Annotated in this window: 12 protein-coding genes and 1 pseudogene; 5 read left to right on the forward strand and 8 right to left on the reverse strand. The window is 45.0% G+C overall.

Features of this window, described 5'->3' with window-relative positions; genetic code table 11:
* The first annotated feature begins 306 nt into the window (after positions 1-306).
* On the forward strand, positions 307-588 hold the full coding sequence (locus Q5691_RS18680) for a peptidoglycan-binding domain-containing protein (protein ID WP_333209635.1): 282 nt from the start codon (positions 307-309) through the stop codon (positions 586-588).
* A gap of 221 nt (positions 589-809) precedes the next feature.
* Positions 810-1,082, forward strand: a complete 273-nt coding sequence (locus tag Q5691_RS18685; RefSeq protein WP_333082922.1) for a peptidoglycan-binding domain-containing protein — start codon at positions 810-812, stop codon at positions 1,080-1,082.
* Positions 1,083-1,130: 48 nt separating this feature from the next.
* Here Q5691_RS18685 and Q5691_RS18690 read toward each other — a convergent pair whose 3' ends face one another.
* Entirely contained in the window at positions 1,131-4,526 is a 3,396-nt protein-coding gene (locus Q5691_RS18690) for an ATP-binding protein (RefSeq protein WP_333308787.1), read from the reverse strand.
* Positions 4,527-5,341: 815 nt separating this feature from the next.
* On the opposite strand from Q5691_RS18690, the gene Q5691_RS18695 reads away from it, so the two are divergent.
* Positions 5,342-5,641: a DUF7734 family protein gene (locus tag Q5691_RS18695; RefSeq protein ID WP_333075195.1), complete on the forward strand. Its 300-nt coding sequence runs from the start codon at positions 5,342-5,344 to the stop codon at positions 5,639-5,641.
* A gap of 91 nt (positions 5,642-5,732) precedes the next feature.
* Here the strand turns inward: Q5691_RS18695 and atpC are convergent, their stop codons facing one another.
* The 7 genes from atpC to Q5691_RS18730 form a co-directional block, all read right to left on the reverse strand.
* Positions 5,733-6,140: an ATP synthase F1 subunit epsilon gene (gene atpC / locus Q5691_RS18700; protein WP_006635885.1), complete on the reverse strand. Its 408-nt coding sequence runs from the start codon at positions 6,138-6,140 to the stop codon at positions 5,733-5,735.
* A 170-nt stretch (positions 6,141-6,310) separates the two neighbouring features.
* Entirely contained in the window at positions 6,311-7,768 is a 1,458-nt protein-coding gene (gene atpD, locus Q5691_RS18705) for a F0F1 ATP synthase subunit beta (protein ID WP_333209629.1), read from the reverse strand.
* Between the two features lie 132 nt (positions 7,769-7,900).
* Positions 7,901-8,752 carry a PEP-CTERM sorting domain-containing protein gene (locus tag Q5691_RS18710; protein ID WP_333346242.1) on the reverse strand — a complete coding sequence of 284 codons (852 nt, stop codon included), beginning with the start codon at positions 8,750-8,752 and terminating at the stop codon, positions 7,901-7,903.
* Positions 8,749-8,901 carry a hypothetical protein gene (locus Q5691_RS18715; RefSeq protein WP_333209626.1) on the reverse strand — a complete coding sequence of 51 codons (153 nt, stop codon included), beginning with the start codon at positions 8,899-8,901 and terminating at the stop codon, positions 8,749-8,751. Before Q5691_RS18715 ends, Q5691_RS18710 begins: the two co-directional genes overlap by 4 nt.
* A 2,033-nt stretch (positions 8,902-10,934) precedes the next feature.
* Positions 10,935-11,348: a hypothetical protein gene (locus Q5691_RS18720; protein ID WP_333082927.1), complete on the reverse strand. Its 414-nt coding sequence runs from the start codon at positions 11,346-11,348 to the stop codon at positions 10,935-10,937.
* 334 nt (positions 11,349-11,682) lie between these two features.
* On the reverse strand, positions 11,683-13,914 hold the full coding sequence (ligA, locus tag Q5691_RS18725) for an NAD-dependent DNA ligase LigA (protein ID WP_333308790.1): 2,232 nt from the start codon (positions 13,912-13,914) through the stop codon (positions 11,683-11,685).
* Between the two features lie 400 nt (positions 13,915-14,314).
* Positions 14,315-15,295: an Npun_R2479 family HD domain-containing metalloprotein gene (locus Q5691_RS18730; RefSeq protein ID WP_333209756.1), complete on the reverse strand. Its 981-nt coding sequence runs from the start codon at positions 15,293-15,295 to the stop codon at positions 14,315-14,317.
* Between the two features lie 286 nt (positions 15,296-15,581).
* Between Q5691_RS18730 and Q5691_RS18735 the strand changes: the two genes are divergently transcribed.
* Together Q5691_RS18735 and Q5691_RS18740 are read left to right on the forward strand one after the other, a co-directional pair.
* Entirely contained in the window at positions 15,582-17,327 is a 1,746-nt protein-coding gene (locus Q5691_RS18735; RefSeq protein WP_333209622.1) for an alpha/beta hydrolase, read from the forward strand.
* A gap of 219 nt (positions 17,328-17,546) precedes the next feature.
* A pseudogene (locus tag Q5691_RS18740) lies at positions 17,547-17,887 on the forward strand (photosystem II q(b) protein); the annotation flags it as partial.

Here is a 17,887-nt window from a genome sequence, read left to right on the forward strand (position 1 = left end):
ACAGGATTGATTGCCTCGCTTTCCCTACGTCAATCTGCCTATCCATCCCGACACCAACAGCCCTACAGGTATGGTGTGGGGCTTCCGGCAAAGATGCTAAAAGTTGATAAAAAATGGAAATTAGCTGCTGTTTGCCTTTGACAATTATTTTATACAAAACGGATTTGATAGCTGCCTGTCACTCATCTGAGCTACCCCAGATAAGCGTCACTATAAAAAGCGACTGTTAAAGCACTTCCCCCCACAGCTACAACTGGGGAATAGCAAGTTCAAACGACTTGCAAACCACTAATCCCCAATCAAACCATGCAAACCACAAATTCAATTTACGCTCAATTGCCTCTTTGCTCTTCACTACCCACACTGAAACGAAATAATAGCACCACTGCCAATCAAAACGTGCGCTATCTCCAACAATCCTTAGTTAAAAACGGATATCCCGTCTCAACTGATGGATTCTTCGGCCCAAAAACCGAACAAGCAGTCATCAAATTTCAAAAGGATAATAAGATTGCTGTTGATGGTATTGTCGGCCCTCAAACTTGGAGTCTATTAGGCGCTTGTTATACAGGTGAACCCGGATGTTAAATCCAAGTTAACTAATCCTAGGCCCACGGGTAGCAAGAAACAAGGTTTTTTCACAGCAATACTTTTTTTCCGCCCTCATAAACGCTAAAAAACCTAGTGGTTGAGGGAAGCCGAAACCTCGTTTATGCCCGTCAAAAGTGCATCCAGGACTATTAATTAACATCTTTTCCGCACTTCTCTGCTTTTAAACAACTTGCAAACAACCAATGGAGAATTAAACCATGCAAACCACAAACGCAATTCGCACTGAATTACCTTCCTGCCGTTATTTTCCCCTACTCAAACGCAACGATGGCGTCACCCAAAATGAGGACGTTCGCTATCTTCAGCGACTCTTGAACGCCAGCGGATTTTCTGTAAATACTGATGGAGGATTTGGCCCAAAAACCCAACAAGCCGTTATCAATTTTCAAAACAAACAACAAATCGTTGCTGATGGCATTGTCGGCCCTAAAACATGGAATAAATTGGGTGTTTGTACAAATATATTTTAAAGTTTGTGCAACCATCTGTTAAAGAGAGTAGGGCGTGCAGTGTGCGCCCTATTTTTCCGTCGAAGTTTCCACCCCAGACCACCCCTCTGGGGCTCCGTACATTCGATACTTGCGAGAGCGTTTGAAATACAGCATTGCTACCCGATCGTCCGGATTGATTTGTAAAATGTTTTGAAATACTTTTTGGGCGGCAACAAATTTTTGCTCGTAGTAAAAATTGAGGGCTTCTTGAAAAACCTCCGCCGTTTGCTGCTTGAGTACAATGCTTTCCTCTGTTTCTGTATCGTAAATTTCAAACACCGACACAGCATTTGTCTTTCCTTTCACCGTTACTCGATCGACAAATCTGTACTTATATTTTTCTGGATCGTCTAGGCGATCGATAATTGCACCGCTAACTAGAATGCCCGATCCGTAAACCTTAGTCAATCCTTCCAAACGAGACGCGAGATTGACGGCATCAGCAATCACCGTACTTTCCATCCGTTCTCGTTCGCCAATTGTACCCAACATCAAATTGCCCGCGTGCAAACCGACGCCGATCGCGATCGGAAACAAGCCATTTTTTTCTCGCTGCTGGTTGTAGATATTCACTTCTTTCTGCATATCAATTGCTGCTCGTACACCATCATCAGGAGATGTAGGAAACAGTGCCATCACTGCATCACCAATGTATTTGTCAATAAACCCGTTGTTTTTCCTGATGGCAGGGCTAACCTTTCCCAAATAAGTATTAATAAATGCAAAATTTTCAGGTGGTGTCATCTGTTCTGAAAGCGCCGTAAACGAGCGAATATCAGCAAACAGCACTGTCATATCTCTTTCCTGATTTTCGCCTAGTTTTACTTCAATAATACTCGGCTTTTCCAGCAAGTTTAGAAAATCGTGTGGCACAAACCTGCCGTAGGCTGCATTCAGTTTTGCTAGGCGAATTTGCGTATTAATTCTCGCCAACAATTCCTTTTTGATAAAAGGTTTAGTTACATAATCATTTGCTTCTAAGTTAAAAGCTTCTACCAAGTCGGTAGTTAGATTTTTGGCCGTCAGCATCAGAATCGGCATTTCTAACGGCGAGTATTTTTTGCGGACTTCTCGACACACTTCATAACCCGTCATCTGCGGCATCATTACATCGAGTAAAATTAAGTCCGGCTTAAATCCTGATTCAATCAGATTTACAGCTTCTAAGCCGTTGCTCGCTTGAGTTATTTCGTAGTTTTCTATAGAAAGACTGTTAATGATAACCTGAATATTAATGGGTTCATCATCGACTACCAAAACTTTTATTTTTTCAGTTTCTAGCAAGTCGCTATTGTCTGAGATCGGAGAATTTATTAGAGATGATTGGCGACCCAATTCAGGAGTGAGAAAAATGGGAGAATTCTCGCTTAAAAGCGGCTGCAGCCTGCTAACATCCGGTTGACTCTCAGATACGGGCAAAGTAAATATGAATTGGGAACCGACGCCTACAGTTGAAGATACCCAAATTTTACCTCCGTGCAATTCCACTAATTGTTGGGCAACCGTTAACCCTAAACCAGTGCCGCCATATTCTCTAGCAGTGGAACCGTCAGCTTGTTCAAAGGATTCAAAAATTCGCTCTAATTTATCTTCGGGGATGCCAATACCGGTGTCGGATACAGTAATTGCTAATTGGGAATTAAGGGGTGATTGTGCCTTGCCAGTTACCAATTCTGCTGAAATTTCTACTCTGCCACTTTCGGTAAATTTAATCGCATTGCCGATTAAGTTGTAAAGTATTTGCTGCAACCGATTCTCGTCTGCTGCTATTGGCGGCAATTCAGGAGCGACTGAGTTAATCAACTGCAAGTTTTTTTTTCCTACTAATGGCTGAGACAAAGTGAGAATTACAGAGACGATTTCTCGAAGGCCGATGGACTTAATTTGCAGTTCGAGCTTTTTGTGTTTGAGCTGAGAAAAATCCAGAAGATCGTTAATTAAAGAAGACAATCTTTTCCCTGAAGATGTAATCAAAGCTAAGTTAAAATTTGTTGAGTCTGGCAGTTGTCCGGTAGCACCGTCTATTAAAGATTCTGCAATCCCAATAATGCCGTTGAGGGGAGTGCGGAGTTCGTGGGAAGTATTGGCTAAAAATTCGTCTTTCAGTTTGTCGAGTCGCTGCAATTCGATATTTTTAGTTTCTAAGGCAGTAAAAGATGCTTGCAGTTGTGCTGCCATGCTGTTAAAAGCAGCGGCAAGTACGCCCAACTCGTCGGAGCGATCAAGCTTTACAGTTTGGTCAAATTGTCCTTCAGATAAAGCTATTGCTGCATTTTTTAATTTTATAAGAGGTTTGATAATCCAGCGAGAAGTGAGAAGCCCTAACACAGTTGCCATGCCCAAAGCTGCCAAGCATAGCAAAACTGTAGTTCGGTTGCCGGCATGAATTTGTTCCATAAAGTCGGCTTCTGGAACGACGACTACAATCAGCAAATCTAAACCCTTGTCGTCTTGGAAGGGCAGGACTTTTAAAAATTTCTTCTGGTCGTTTATCTCAACATTTATTTGCTGGGCTTTTGTAATTTGGTGTAAGTTTTGAAAGTGAGTTTCTAAATATTTAGCTGTAGTTTGCGTTACTGCATCGCTGCTTTCTGTAACTTTAAACAGTTCTTTTTGACCGTTTTGGCTGCGGAAAGGTTTTTCGGGTGTGGAAGTTGCCAGCAGCGTGCCGTTTCTTTCGATAATAAATGTTTGACCAGATTTACCTATTTTGAGGCTGTTTAAAAATTGACCGATACTGTCGAGACGTAACGCAGCAATTAATACTCCTTCTAGCTGTTTCTGGCTGTTGTAAACTGGTTGCAGGGCGCTGAGAATCAAGGTGGGTTCTAGGAAGGATATATAGACTGAGCTCCAAGTTGGTTTGGCTTCTAAAGCTGCATAGGCGTAGGAAGGGTGCTGCCGGATGTCGAAGTTTTTAACGGCGGCGGCTACTGTAGTGCGATCGCCCGTATCATTAGTATTGTAAGAATAAAAATCAAAATTTGTCGATGGGCCCGATGCGTTAATCAATAAAGTGCCGTTAGACATCTTTTCGCCAGTGCGATATTCTCCATCTTGATTAGCGATCGACGTAAAATTGATATAAGGATATAATTGCACTTGTCGCCACAGATACTTTTCCCAAGCGGACAAGTCTTTCATGTTTACAAAACCCAGTTTCACCGCATCCAGCTTGCTTTGATTGATTTGGTGCGGAGTTTGCAGATAAGTTCTCAAATTTTGCTCAATGCGATTGCTCACCTCCCCCATCAATTGATCCGCCAGGTCATTCACTGCTCTTTGAGAGTTCCTAAATGATAAATATCCTACAATACCCACCGCTGCAAATACTTGCAAGACAAACGGAACTATGAGTACGGTTTGCAGCGTTGCTTTTCTTGAAAGTTTTCCCACTAAGTGCTTGAGAGAAGGAGTGGACATAACATTAGTTTAGGTTGAAAAACCCAGTTAATACTTGGAGCGAGTCCTTACCGCTGGTAAGCATTATAAACCATTTTGTACTTAAACACAACTTACACAAGGAAGAGCCGATCTCGTTTCTACAATATTTCATCTTATACCAAATTATTAAAAGTCAAAGCGAACCGTAGAGACACGGGATTCCCGTGTGCTACTCTCCGCGCCAGACAAGGCATTTCTTTGTCCCTACCGATGTTGACATACAATATATCTGTATCACTACTTTTCATCCAAAGCTTCTATCCCCCACTATCCTTCAGGCACTCCAGACATTCCATTCTTTAGAGAGCGCTGAGAGTAAATTGCTGCTAACTTATCTTGAGGCTTTCTTTCGCAAATCTTATTGAATAATTTTTGCGTCTCAGGAAAATTTTTCTAGAAATAAAGCTCCAGACATTTTTGAAATTCAGCAGCATTTGCCTGTTTTAGTTGAATCCTTTGTTCTGTTTCTGCATCATACAGAATATTCTAGGTTGATGAATTAAACCGCGCTCTCACGGGGTTTCTTTACAGTTCTCCCATTTGGTACTGATTCGGTTGATCGAAACCCGGTTTCTCCATACTAAATCTACATAGAATATGCTGTAAAATATTGAACAAGTAAGTTTTGCCGACGGGAAATATTGCAGATGTTTTTTACAAAATTTATATGATTTGTGCTTACTTCCTGCGGTTAAAAAAGGTCGAATTAAAAATAAAAATTTAGCGGGCTGTCCCTGAAATTAGCCACAAAATTAAGCTATATTATAGCAGATTTCAGGAAAGTGAGATTTGCTATGGCTGACTCTATTGCTCGTCGCTTGGAACAATACACGGTAAAACGATCGCACGAAGTTTTAATCGTTAAGGCCGAAATTGACGGCGAATTCGATGAAATTGCTATTTTTAAAGGCTTTTCTAGCTCCCTGACGCGATCGACCGCTTTCGATCCAGATGTTCCTGTTTTGCCGGAGGAAGCAAAAATTGTCAGTGTCGATCGCGTGGAGAGTCCCTACAATCCAAATAACCCCCGCTATCTTCAGCAGGGGTTATCTTGGGAAACAATGCAATCTCTATTGTCCGAGGCGGGAGTTTAGCGAAACATTAGGGACACAACGCGAGAAAAACAGTAGGGACACAACATTGTTGTGTCCCTACTACAAAAGCACTATGTCCTTAACCTTAGAGCTAGAGCGTGCCGCCAGCAGCTTGGAAACGAGCTCTCGCGCGTTTGATTGCTTGCTTAGCTTGAATTTGCTCTTGCAAAGTGCCGCTAGTAGCCTTTTCCAAACGAGCTTCTGCCTCGGTGTAAGCAGTACGAGCAGCTTCTTTATCAATGGTTTCGCCTTTTTCAGCGCCGTTGACAAGAATAGTAACTTTGTTTTCTTGGATTTCTGCAAAGCCACCCATCAGAGCAATAGACACCCATTCCTTGCCGGGACGGACGCGCATCACTCCGGTATCCAAAGCTGTCAACATTGGAGCGTGACCGCTTAAAATACCCAGTTGGCCTGTGGTGCTCGGCAGAATTACTTCTTCAGCATTAGAATCCCAAACAGTTTTGTCTGGGGCCACTACGCGCACAGTTAATGTCATAAATTGTCCTTAGTCATTAGTCATTAGTCAGCAGTCAGCAGTCAGCAGTCATTAGTAATTAGTCATTAGTCAGCCGTCGGCTATCATCAGTCACTTAGTTGTTAACTGTTAACTTTTAACTGTTAACAACTAATGACCAATGACTAATGACTAATGACTAATGACTAAAATTACTTGGCGTCAGCTTTCATTTTTTCAGCTTTGGCGATCGCCTCGTTGATATCGCCCACCAAATAGAAAGCTTGTTCCGGTAAATCATCAAGTTCACCAGCCAAAATCATCTGGAAGCCCTTAATGGTGTCTGCCAGCTTGACGTACTTGCCGGGGGAACCGGTGAACACTTCAGCCACAAAGAACGGTTGAGACAAGAACCGTTCAATTTTGCGAGCGCGAGAAACGGTCAAGCGGTCATCTTCAGACAGCTCATCCAAGCCCAAAATTGCAATAATGTCTTGCAATTCCTTGTAGCGTTGCAGAGTTGACTGCACCTGACGAGCAACACCATAGTGCTCTTCGCCGACAACGCTAACTTGCAACATCGTAGACGTAGAATCCAGCGGGTCAACAGCAGGATAAATCCCCTTCGCAGCCAAACCGCGAGACAACACAGTTGTAGCGTCCAAGTGAGCAAAAGTCGTAGCCGGTGCGGGGTCAGTCAAGTCATCCGCAGGTACGTACACAGCTTGAACCGAAGTAATCGAACCTTCGGTAGTCGAAGTAATCCGTTCTTGCAAGTCGCCCATGTCTGTACCGAGAGTCGGCTGATATCCCACAGCCGAAGGCATCCGACCCAACAAAGCCGATACCTCAGAACCCGCTTGCACAAACCGGAAGATATTGTCAATGAACAGCAGCACGTCTTGCTTGCTGACATCACGGAAGTATTCGGCCATCGCCAGAGCCGACAGGCCCACGCGCATCCGAGCACCAGGCGGCTCGTTCATTTGACCGTAAACCAGAGCAATTTTTGATTTGCTGCGGTCTTCTTCGTTAATAACCCCCGACTCGATCATTTCTTTGTAGAGGTCATTACCTTCGCGGGTGCGCTCGCCCACACCACCGAACACGGACACGCCGCCGTGAGCCTTGGCGATGTTGTTCACGAGTTCCATCATAATCACCGTTTTGCCGACGCCTGCGCCGCCGAACAAACCGATTTTGCCGCCGCGACGGTAGGGGGCCAGCAGGTCAATCACCTTGATCCCCGTTTCAAACACCGAAGGCTTGGTTTCCAGTTCGGTGAAAGCCGGCGGGTTGCGGTGGATGGGCATACTTTCGGAAGTATTGACCGGGCCGAGGTTGTCTACGGGTTGGCCGATGACGTTAAAAATCCGGCCGAGAGTTGGGATTCCGACGGGAACTTGGATCGATGCCCCGGTATCTACTACTTCCATGCCACGCACCAAGCCGTCGGTGGTACTCATGGAAACTGCACGCACTTGGCTGTCTCCGAGCAGTTGCTGAACTTCGCAGGTAACGGCAATGTCTTGACCTGCTTCGTTTTTGCCGGAAATCGTGAGAGCGTTATAGATTTGGGGCAGTTTGCCGCCTGGGAATTTTACGTCTACAACCGGCCCAATGATTTGGGTGATGTAGCCTACGTTCGTTTTTGTTGCGGTGGATACCATGAATAGTGCCTTTGTTAGGATGCTATTTTTCCCGTTATGGAAAAAGTCTTAACATTTAGAAATGCTATTCCTCAGATTACCACTGAACAGACGCACTATTTAGATTTGTATGGGGCTCGTTAAGAGTCATTTTTAGGGTTCCTGCCCTCGCTTTTTTTTTCTGCGAGTCGCAGCCAAAGCCCCGATACCCAGCATAGTCCCGAATACTGTGACTGGTTCGGGGACTGGTTCGGGGACTGGTTCGGGGACTGGTCCGGGGACTGGTTCGGGGACTGACTGAGCCGACACGGTGAAGTCTTTGAAGTCAAGCCCGGTTCCTGGTTTGGCATCGTGCAAATCGTCGAAGGAGATTTGTGTGCCATTAGCCAGTTGGGCCATTGTGAGGGATGAAAATTGCTCTGGGCCTTTACCGCCGTTGATGTTTGTAAATGAGTCGCTGGAGTTGGGGTTGAGCATAAAGTTACCAAACACAGCAAGCTGACATCCGGCCACCCCACATTCATCTCTTCGGAACTGGGTGTCGGGGGTCCACCATAGGGTGCTGTTCATGAAGGTGCTTGACGAGACGTATTGCTCGCGAGAGTTGCCACTACCCGTGTCGCTCCACAGCAGCAGGGCATAAGTTTGATTCTTCAAAAATCTGAAGGTTTGGGTGATGGAGCCGTTTTCGGAGGTGACTGCGTTGCCGAAGGTTCCTTCCCAGTTGTTGGCAGAGCCGTTATCTGAAGCTTTAGTCTCGTAAAACAGTCTAGCGATGTTGGTGTAGCCATTGTTTTCTGGCTCAGCTTGGGCAACCCACAAGTTTGACTGGTAAGGGCTGCGAGATCGGTCGAATGAAAAGTTTATATTGGTATCTTGATCGAACTGGATGCCGGCAGTGCCAAACGTGAAAGCTCGGACGGGCGTGCAGATGCTGAGCAACATTGTGGTTGCCAAGCTGGCGACTGTAAAAGATGTTTTTTTGACTAGCGTTAAGGTAGTCATAACCCTGATTCCTCCAGTATTGTTAGGTAGTAAGGCGGAAAATGCCCTAAATGCCATGTTGCCGTGACGCGAATAGACGATCGCGAGCCTGCTATATTTAGGGCGATCGTCAAACCTAAAGAAGAGGCTCCACACCAGTGAATATACATACAGATGTCACTTAAGGGTGTTTTGGAGTAAATGAGTGCTTCTTCTAAGAGTTTTCACTGACACCAGACTGGCATAGTTTAATCTGTCAGAGCAAGATTTTCATCCTGCGTAGACTTCCAACCTACTACATTTACTTGGTTTCGGTAACGCTCTCAAGTTGAGTGTAAGACTTGCAAATATTGGCTTTCATCAAAAATACATAAAATTTTTGCTCGCGGTTTATAAAGTTTTAGTAAAGTTAATCCATAAAATATAAAGTTTTTGAGAGAAACTCGGCTGTTCGGTTAGTTGCTCCTCAAAGCGCGCTGCAAGCTGCTCGCCGGATGCAAAAATAAGCGGCAGCGGCCGCGAGTAGGAATTTGAGCGAGTTTTTTGCCAATCTAAGCAAGCTGTATAATAGGCGAGTGCTACTTACGTAGTCTTGACTAAAATTCAGACTTTTTTAAACCCATAAACCTCGCGTTCTGTGCCATATTTTCACCAACAGTCCCGGACGCTTTAACCCGGTTTTTTAAGGTAATTGGGTCAGGGAAGCAGTGAAAGTCAAAAAAAGAAACCAAGTTTCATTTCCCGCGCCTGATTCCTAGTAAAAAAACTGTTTTTACGTAAAGCATAGTAATTAAAAACATACATTTCATTTTTTTATTCCTAATTATTCGATCGCCAAAAATAGGCTGCTCCTATTGACATGAGAAATTTTGAGGAGTAAAAATAGTAGAAATAAATACGATCGCACTTTAAACACAATCTTCAGGGTAAGAGAATCTCAATCAAGCTTTACACAAGGAGTTGAGAAAAGTCATCATATAATCAGGGCCAACACATTTCAATTAATGTGACAAAAGCGTGAATTTGTAAATTACTAAACAACTAAAAAAACCTTCTTGAAATTCTTAATTTTCACCCGAATTGAGCAGATGAAATCAGAACCTTAAGATTTGCTGTTAGCTCATGAAAAATTTTATCCCCTTTTTTGCCTAAAAATAATTGATGAGATGAAGACTAGGCAGTAACTATATGTAGCACTTTTTGCTGGTCATTGCGGTCATAAGATTGTTTCATTGTTTTGCCATCAATGGCAATCACTTCTAGTTAGACTTCCCGGACTATCGCATTTACCTAACTCAAAAAACATTTTTGAAACTGCGGCGGTTCAATTCTGGCAAATAAGGAGACTAAACTTGTCATGAGATGATACCATTCGGTAATTATATAAAGCTTTTCAACCATTCATATTTGGCATTACCATAAGCTTATATTCCTGCCCATCAGTCGACACCGCTGATGACAGCTAAAATCGCAATAGATCTAATATCTTTGAGCAAATGTTATTGACTTCTTTCTATTCTTGGGTTCTTCAACTTGGCAAAATCTTCTAAAAAACTGGCATTTAAAATATTCAGGTAAGCCAATGAATCTATTTGTTTTTGTCGGGAATTTACAGCTTTACTAAAACCTCTGGCCCTTGATAGCACCAATAAACTACAATAAACTACATTAAAATTTACTCGGATTTAATTGTAACATATGTTGGGTTAAAGTTAAGATGCGTTTACCCTGCGGAGGGGGGTAGGATAGTCTTCTTTGAGGAATTTAAAGATGACGGCTTAGTTGTGCTGTTGGCGGATGCCTCGATAAACGGTGGAGTTGATACTTTCGTAGATTTGAGTGAGAATCTCGTAGCCATTAATCTCGATCATTTTCAGGTTTCAATGATAGAAGAAAATGTTATTAAAGATAGTCAGCAATCATGAGGGGCGAGCGCACTGATCTATTATAGTAGCTGAGGATGCTTTGATACCCATGCTAAATGTGAAATCTTCACATTAATATACTGGCGCACATCATCTATCACAGATTACCTCATGGCAATAGCAGGTAACTTTCATTACCTGCTAATTTACAACGAGAAAAACAAAAGTTTTCTCATCCTTATTGGTGGAGTATTTTTACGGTGAGATTTTTTTTGTAAGTCCCATATTTTAAGCAGCAAATCTGTTCATTGAACAATCATCTCTAACCCGCAGATGCTCTATCTAGGGTTGACTTGTCTCGGATTTGGTGCAGCAGTTCCGTAATTGACTCGACAGCCGATATTGAACAAACTCGAACTGCACTCAAGAGGGACAATCTGCTGATCGAGGAGGGCGCTGCAACTGACATACTCGTCATTATTAGTATCTCTTACCATACATTCGATCGGGTTAGCTCCCGATCGCGCCGACCAACTCTTCATACCTACCACTGCAATCATATGCTGCCAGTAGAAAGCAAATAGCAAAACTCCCAAAAGTACAGCAACGGCTAATCCTGCTTTCAACTTCCAACTATTTAGGACGTTTCCCAAACTATTTTTCACGTTTTCCACTCCAGAAATGGAGCTTTCGGTAGTTATTTCTGGAGTTGTCAAGTTTGTTTGTGTTTGTTCTGCTGGAATTTCAGACATAATGTATCTCCTATGATTGCTGGGATTTGGCTAAGCGGGCAGTTGCGATCGCTATTGCAAACTTTATCAAATTTTAGCAAAACTAGCCAGTACCGACAACCGATGCGGGCAGCACCGCCGGGGAAGTAGGTATATTGACCAAGTGCGAGCGCAATTTCTATGCCTTTTGAGGTATTGCCCAATTCGCGAGGGGCTATTTTCCACCTAGGGAAATAGAATGGTTGGCGATGTTCTCGGAAAACGGCTCAAGTGAATCAGCTTTTTTACGAACCGCAGAGGGCGCAGAGGGCGCAGAGAAAGAAAAAAGAGAGATATATTGACTTTCACCAATCATTTATGGTCTCGATAGCAGTTCTAATAACTCCGATTCCGAAAGTAGTTTTATCCCCAAAGATTGAGCCTTTTCTAACTTAGAACCTGCATCTTCTCCCACAACCACATAATCAGTTTTAGCACTCACAGAACTTGTGACTTTACCTCCTGCTTTTTGAATCAAATCTTTAGCTTCATCTCTTTTCAAAGTGGGCAAAGTTCCGGTAAGCACAAAGCTTTTGCCTGCAAGTTGTAAATTTGTGCTGGCTAAATTGGGATTTTTTACTTCTGACTGCAATTGCAATCCCGCAGTTTTCAACCGTGCAATTAAACTTTGATTAGCCGGCACTCGAAACCACTGATAAACAGCTTGAGCAATTTCCGGCCCGATGCCGTAAACGCCCTCAATCGAGGCCGCCGATACTCCTGCTAACTCTTCCACATTTGCAAACCTTTCTGTTAGCAATTGAGCATTCACGCTGCCGACGTGGCGGATGCCCAAGCCGTAAAGTACGCGCGAATAAGGTTGATTTTTCGATTGGGCGATCGCACTTACCAACTTTTCTGCTAACTTCTTGCCCATCCGTTCCAAACTCATCAATCTTTCCGCAGTCAAATCGTACAAATCCGCCGCAGAATGCACCAGATTGCTATCAACCATCTGCTGCACCAACTTTTCGCCAACACCGTTAATATCCAGAGCATCCCGGCTGCAAAAATGAATCAGCGAACCCCTCAAAATTGCCGGACAAGATGTATTGATGCAGCGAGTAACGGCCTCCCCCTTTTCCCGAACCACAGGCTGTTCGCATTCGGGACAGCAACTAGGCATTTGGAAAAGTTGAGCATTTTGGGGACGCAATTCCGGTAAAACTCGCACAACTTCTGGTATAATTTCCCCAGCTTTTCTGACAATCACAGTATCGCCAATATGGAGATTTAGGTCGGAAAGTCGATCGCTATTATGGAGAGAAGCCCGCGAAACCGTCGTTCCCGCCAACTGTACTGGTTTGAGTTCCGCTACAGGAGTCAGAGCCCCGGTTCTGCCTACTTGTACGGTGACAGATTCTACTATTGTAGGCACTTCGGCCGCGGGATACTTCAGGGCGATCGCCCAACGCGGAAACCTCTGAGTAAAACCCAATTGTTTTTGCAGCCCAACCGAATTAATCTTAACAACAACCCCATCCGTCATGTAAGGCAAATTCCGTCGCTCAGTATCCCAATATTCGTAATACTCGCGAACCTCATCCAAAGAATAGCAAATTTTGCGATTGGGATTCACCTTAAACCCCATTCTTCGCAACAATTCCAACGAATCCCACTGCGTATTACCCTCGTTACCCTGATCTAAATGCAGAGTATAAGCAAAGAAATCCAACCGTCGCTTATCCACAATTTTAGAATCCAACTGCCGCAGCGTACCCGCCGCAGCATTGCGAGGATTAGCAAACAATTGTTCCCCCGCTTTTTCCCGTTCCCGATTAATTTCCTCAAACACAGCTAAAGACAAAAAAGCCTCTCCCCGCACTTCCACAACAGGCGGCGGATTATCTAAATTGAGCTTTAAAGGAATCGAGCGAATAGTCTTGACATTTTGAGTAATTTCCTCTCCCGCAATGCCGTCTCCCCGCGTCGCACCGCGAACTAAAACCCCATTTTCATAGGTTAACGCTAAAGCAGAACCGTCAATTTTTAACTCGCAAACATAGGAACCCCCCCCCAGCCCCCCCTTGCTAAGGGGGGGAGTAATTTCCCTATTTTCCTGATTGCTAATGGAAGATGTTATTCCCTCTTGTCCCCCCCCTTGATAAGGGGGGGTTAGGGGGGGTGCATTTCCCTCTTGACCGGGGGTTAGAAGAGGTGCATTGCCATCAAGTCCCCCCCCTTGATAAGGGGGGGTTAGGGGGGGTGCATTTCCCTCTTGACCGGGGGTTAGGGGAGGTGCTACCCTTTGCCAGCGTTCCTGCCATTTAGCAAATTCCTCAAAATTAAAAGCATTTTCCAAACTGTAGAGAGGAATATTGTGTTTGACGCTAAAAAATTGAGTAGCAGGCTGTTCTCCCACCCGCTGAGTCGGACTTTCGGCAGTAATTAATTCCGGATAATCTGATTCTAATTCTTGCAACTGGCGATAAAGTCGATCGTACACCTCATCAGGAATAATCGGCGCATCGAGAACATAATAAGCATAGCTAGCTTCCTGTAGCTGCTGCCTCAACTGTTGAATTTGCTGCTGAATTTCTGCTGCCATATCAATTTAAGGTTTTCGATTTTCTATGTTAAATTTTTGATGATAACTCTTGATTTTAGCTCAAAAAAAAGGAGCAAGCAACCTATCTGCCGCTAGAGCAATTTTAGATTTGAGATAATTAATCTAAATTTGAGCTAAAAACCAATCTCCAGCAACTAAAAAATCAAAACTTATCCTGATTATCACGCTGCCAAAAAACGGATACTTAATTTCCGACTGGCAACGCCTGTCGGCCTAAAATTTCGACTCTTGTTTAACATCCCAGATTCATCTATGGATTAAATTTCAAATCCTTCGACTGATTGAAAGCAGAACGTTGCGCCAAACATATCACACAGAATTATCAATTTTAAAATCCACTGACTCGCCTTTATAGATGCCCCATTCTGGGCGTAAATAATCACAAATTTAAGTCTGGAAACTCGGTAAATTTCTTGTTTTCCCCGGACAGGGAATGCTGAATATTCGCACCATCTTTTTCGCCGTTAAAGTTGCTATTGGCGCGGGATTTGGTGAATTCTTGAGCGTTCGGTTTGGTGAAAGCGAGCGGTTCAGCGTGTTCTACCTGAAATACGTTGGCGTAAAGGTTGGCAATAATTTGTTTGCCTCCCTGGGTCAATTCCAAGTAGTTCAAAGCTGCTGGAATGTATGGAAAAACTCCATTCCAATAAAACTTGGCGTAATTTTGCCGCAAATCTCCCGGAGACTTGTAGCCCAAGATTTTATTAGTGCCGACTTCCTCAAATTCGTAGAACAGAGCACTTATTTTTCGTAGGTAATTTGGGTCGCTCAACTGACCGATCAAATCGGCTGCCCTAGCGAGTCCAGAATAATTATTTCGGTCTTGATGAGTTTCGCTAGCAGGAACTGGGAAGCGCGTCAATTCAATATTGCGCTTGATTTGTTCGGCATCAATTAATGTGTGGCCGCCGAAGCGTTCGTCAATTACGAGTTTGCCTCGATCGACATGATAAGGAGTTAAACTGGCTGAAGTTGCGCCGATCGGCACAGAAACCATGCCCCCGTCAATACCCGTAGCATATAGTCCCACAGCTTCTTGGTCTTGGCGGCAAACACCTTTGACGTAGCCGATATCGTGACACAGCAGCGAGATTAGGTAGTGCAGCCAATCTTCCGGCGACACTCCGCCTTCGCGAATATGCTTGCCCCGGAGAATCTCTTGTCCCACCAAAGCCACGAGCATTGTGTGTTCCACATTGTGGTAGAGAGCATCGCAGTTAGCGATATTTTCCAGAGCCATAGTCCCTGCCCAGGCGATAATTTCAGGGTAGTCAGGCTTGTACTTGCCGTAGGTGCGACGGTAGCCGGCCTGCAGCTCTTGCACAAAAGCGTCAATCAGGATAGCAGTTGCATTGAACATCATAAATTCTCCCACTCAGGCTGTAGTTACAAACTTGATCGAAAATATCTTGCATAGCTGAAAAAATAATCAATGGGCATTCCAATAGGTTTGACCCCTCGGTGTTGAATTTTAAATTTCAGCTAGTCTTGTCAGGTCAGAAAATTGCTTTTTTGGCTATGCTTCCCAAGATAACCTAATTTCCGAAGCATCCGAAGCAACAGATCGATTTTGTGGCATTAAATTTTGACGAAACAATTTACATCGTTTCACCGACTAATTATTAGAAGTCCTAGGTGTGAAAGTTATGAACTGTCTGTTTTCGAGCCTCTCCACTGCTGCCCTTCGCACTCGGCGGTCGATCGCCCAAAAATACCTAGGATTGTTTGCATTCACTGCTGTTTGCACTGCCGCACCGGCAATGGGTGCCGAGCGAATTTACGTAACTTACGGGCCGCTAGAAGAATCAGTTCCCATCGAATCTCTGGCACTTTTCGCCAAAGAAGGCAAAATAGACTCAAACTTGGACGGCTTCGCTCAGTACGTCAAAGAATCTCAGCTAGCTGAGATTCGCACCGCCCTGCAAGCAAAAGCTGAAATCAGCCAGGTGACGATCGCCCAATTCCTTTACACGCCTCAAGGAGAAGTGCTGCTGAGACGCTTGGGCCGAGTAATTCAAACCAAAGCTCGGCAGCCTGGATTTTATGCCATCCGAGCCGCCCTGATTTTAGCAGCCTCAGATCCAGAAGGCCTGACAATTCTCAACGTGCTGCGGAAATTCCCCACCTATGGCATCAGGATTGACATCGCCCGCGCCTTGGGTATCGCCAACGAGCTGACATCGCTGATCAACCGTTCCAATCAGACGATCGCCGGAGTAGCTCAATTGTCCGAAGCACAAGCAGCCTCAGAACCCGCCATACCGCCAGCCGAAATGCTGCAGCCCCAGCTACCGGGCCCCTATACTTGGAAAAAATCATCGGTAACTGTGACGAGTCCAAATCGCCCTCGCACGTTTGATATGGACATTTACCTGCCACAAGGCAGTCCGCAACCGGCCCCAGTAGTAGTAATTTCCCACGGTTTAGGTTCCGATCGCCTTTCCTTCGAGTATTTAGCCAAACATCTAGCCTCCTACGGCTTTGCGGTCGCCGTCCCCGAACACCCCGGCAGCAACGCCCAACAAATCCAAAACTTAGTAACAGGCAGAGCGAATGAAGTAGCAGAACCAGCAGAATTTATCAACCGCCCCCTCGACATCAAAGACTTGCTCGATTATTTAACCCAACTTTCTACCACCAATCCTGCCTATCAAGGGCAGCTCGACTTGCAGCGGGTCGGTGTCATCGGCCAGTCTTTCGGGGGCTATACGGCTTTAGCATTAGCCGGGGCGGGGATTAATTTTGCACAGCTAGACAAAGATTGCGGAGTCGAAAACGATAGTTGGAACCTCTCCCTACTGTTGCAGTGCCGCGCCCGCGGCCTAGAGCGCAACCAGTACAATTTCGACGACCCGCGCATCAAAGCTGTGATCGCCGTTAACCCGATCGTTAGCAGCATTCTTGGAGAAACAAACCTCAGCAAAATCCAAATCCCAGTCATGCTAATCGCAGGCAGCGCCGATACCGTCGCCCCCGCTTTGCTCGAACAAATTCAACCGTTCACATGGCTGACATCGCCCAACAAATATCTGGTGCTGATGAACAACGGGACTCACTTCTCAACGATCGAGGATTCCCCTCAAAGCCTCTTTCTGCCACCACCAGAGGTCATTGGGCCGGAACCTGTTTTAGCCCGCCGCTACCTCAGCGGACTCAGCCTAGCTTTCATGGAAAGCTATTTGAACAACAAATCCAATTTCCGCCCGTATTTGGAGCCATCCTACGCTTTAAGCATCTCCAGAGACACCCTCGGACTGAGAATTTTGCGATCGCTCACGCCACAGCAACTCCAGCAGTTCAGGATTTCTCCACCTGCTCGCATCCCTGCCTCTCCACCTGTCCTCGCTCCTGTTCCTCTACCTTCTCCGCCTCCGAGCGCTCCCGTTCGTTAGGGTTGAGGTGCGCCGCGTGTGCACGCTATCTTCATCTTTTCGCGCGGGGGCAATGGCGTCGGGCCCCGCCAGCTACGCCCCTGTCTCTCCTTACATCAGCTTTCCTAATCACAGTCATCAGTTTAACTGTCGTCAAACCCCTTTACAAACCTTAACAACACCGTTAATAATATAAACATCATCCGAACATTGACAACCAAATACAGCAATCATAAAACAATGACAACAACCTTACAGCAGCGCGAAAGCGCCAACGTCTGGGAACGCTTTTGTGAGTGGGTAACATCAACCGACAACCGGATTTACATCGGTTGGTTCGGAGTCTTGATGATTCCTACCTTGCTCAGCGCCACCATCTGCTACATCATCGCCTTCATCGCTGCTCCTCCAGTGGACATCGACGGCATCCGCGAACCAGTAGCAGGTTCCTTAATGTACGGTAACAACATCATCACAGGTGCTGTTGTTCCCTCATCCAACGCCATTGGTCTTCACTTCTACCCAATCTGGGAAGCAGCTTCCTTAGACGAGTGGTTGTACAACGGCGGCCCTTACCAATT

It is taken from the genome of Microcoleus sp. w1-18aA5, assembly GCF_036701705.1.
Classification (GTDB): domain Bacteria; phylum Cyanobacteriota; class Cyanobacteriia; order Cyanobacteriales; family Microcoleaceae; genus Microcoleus.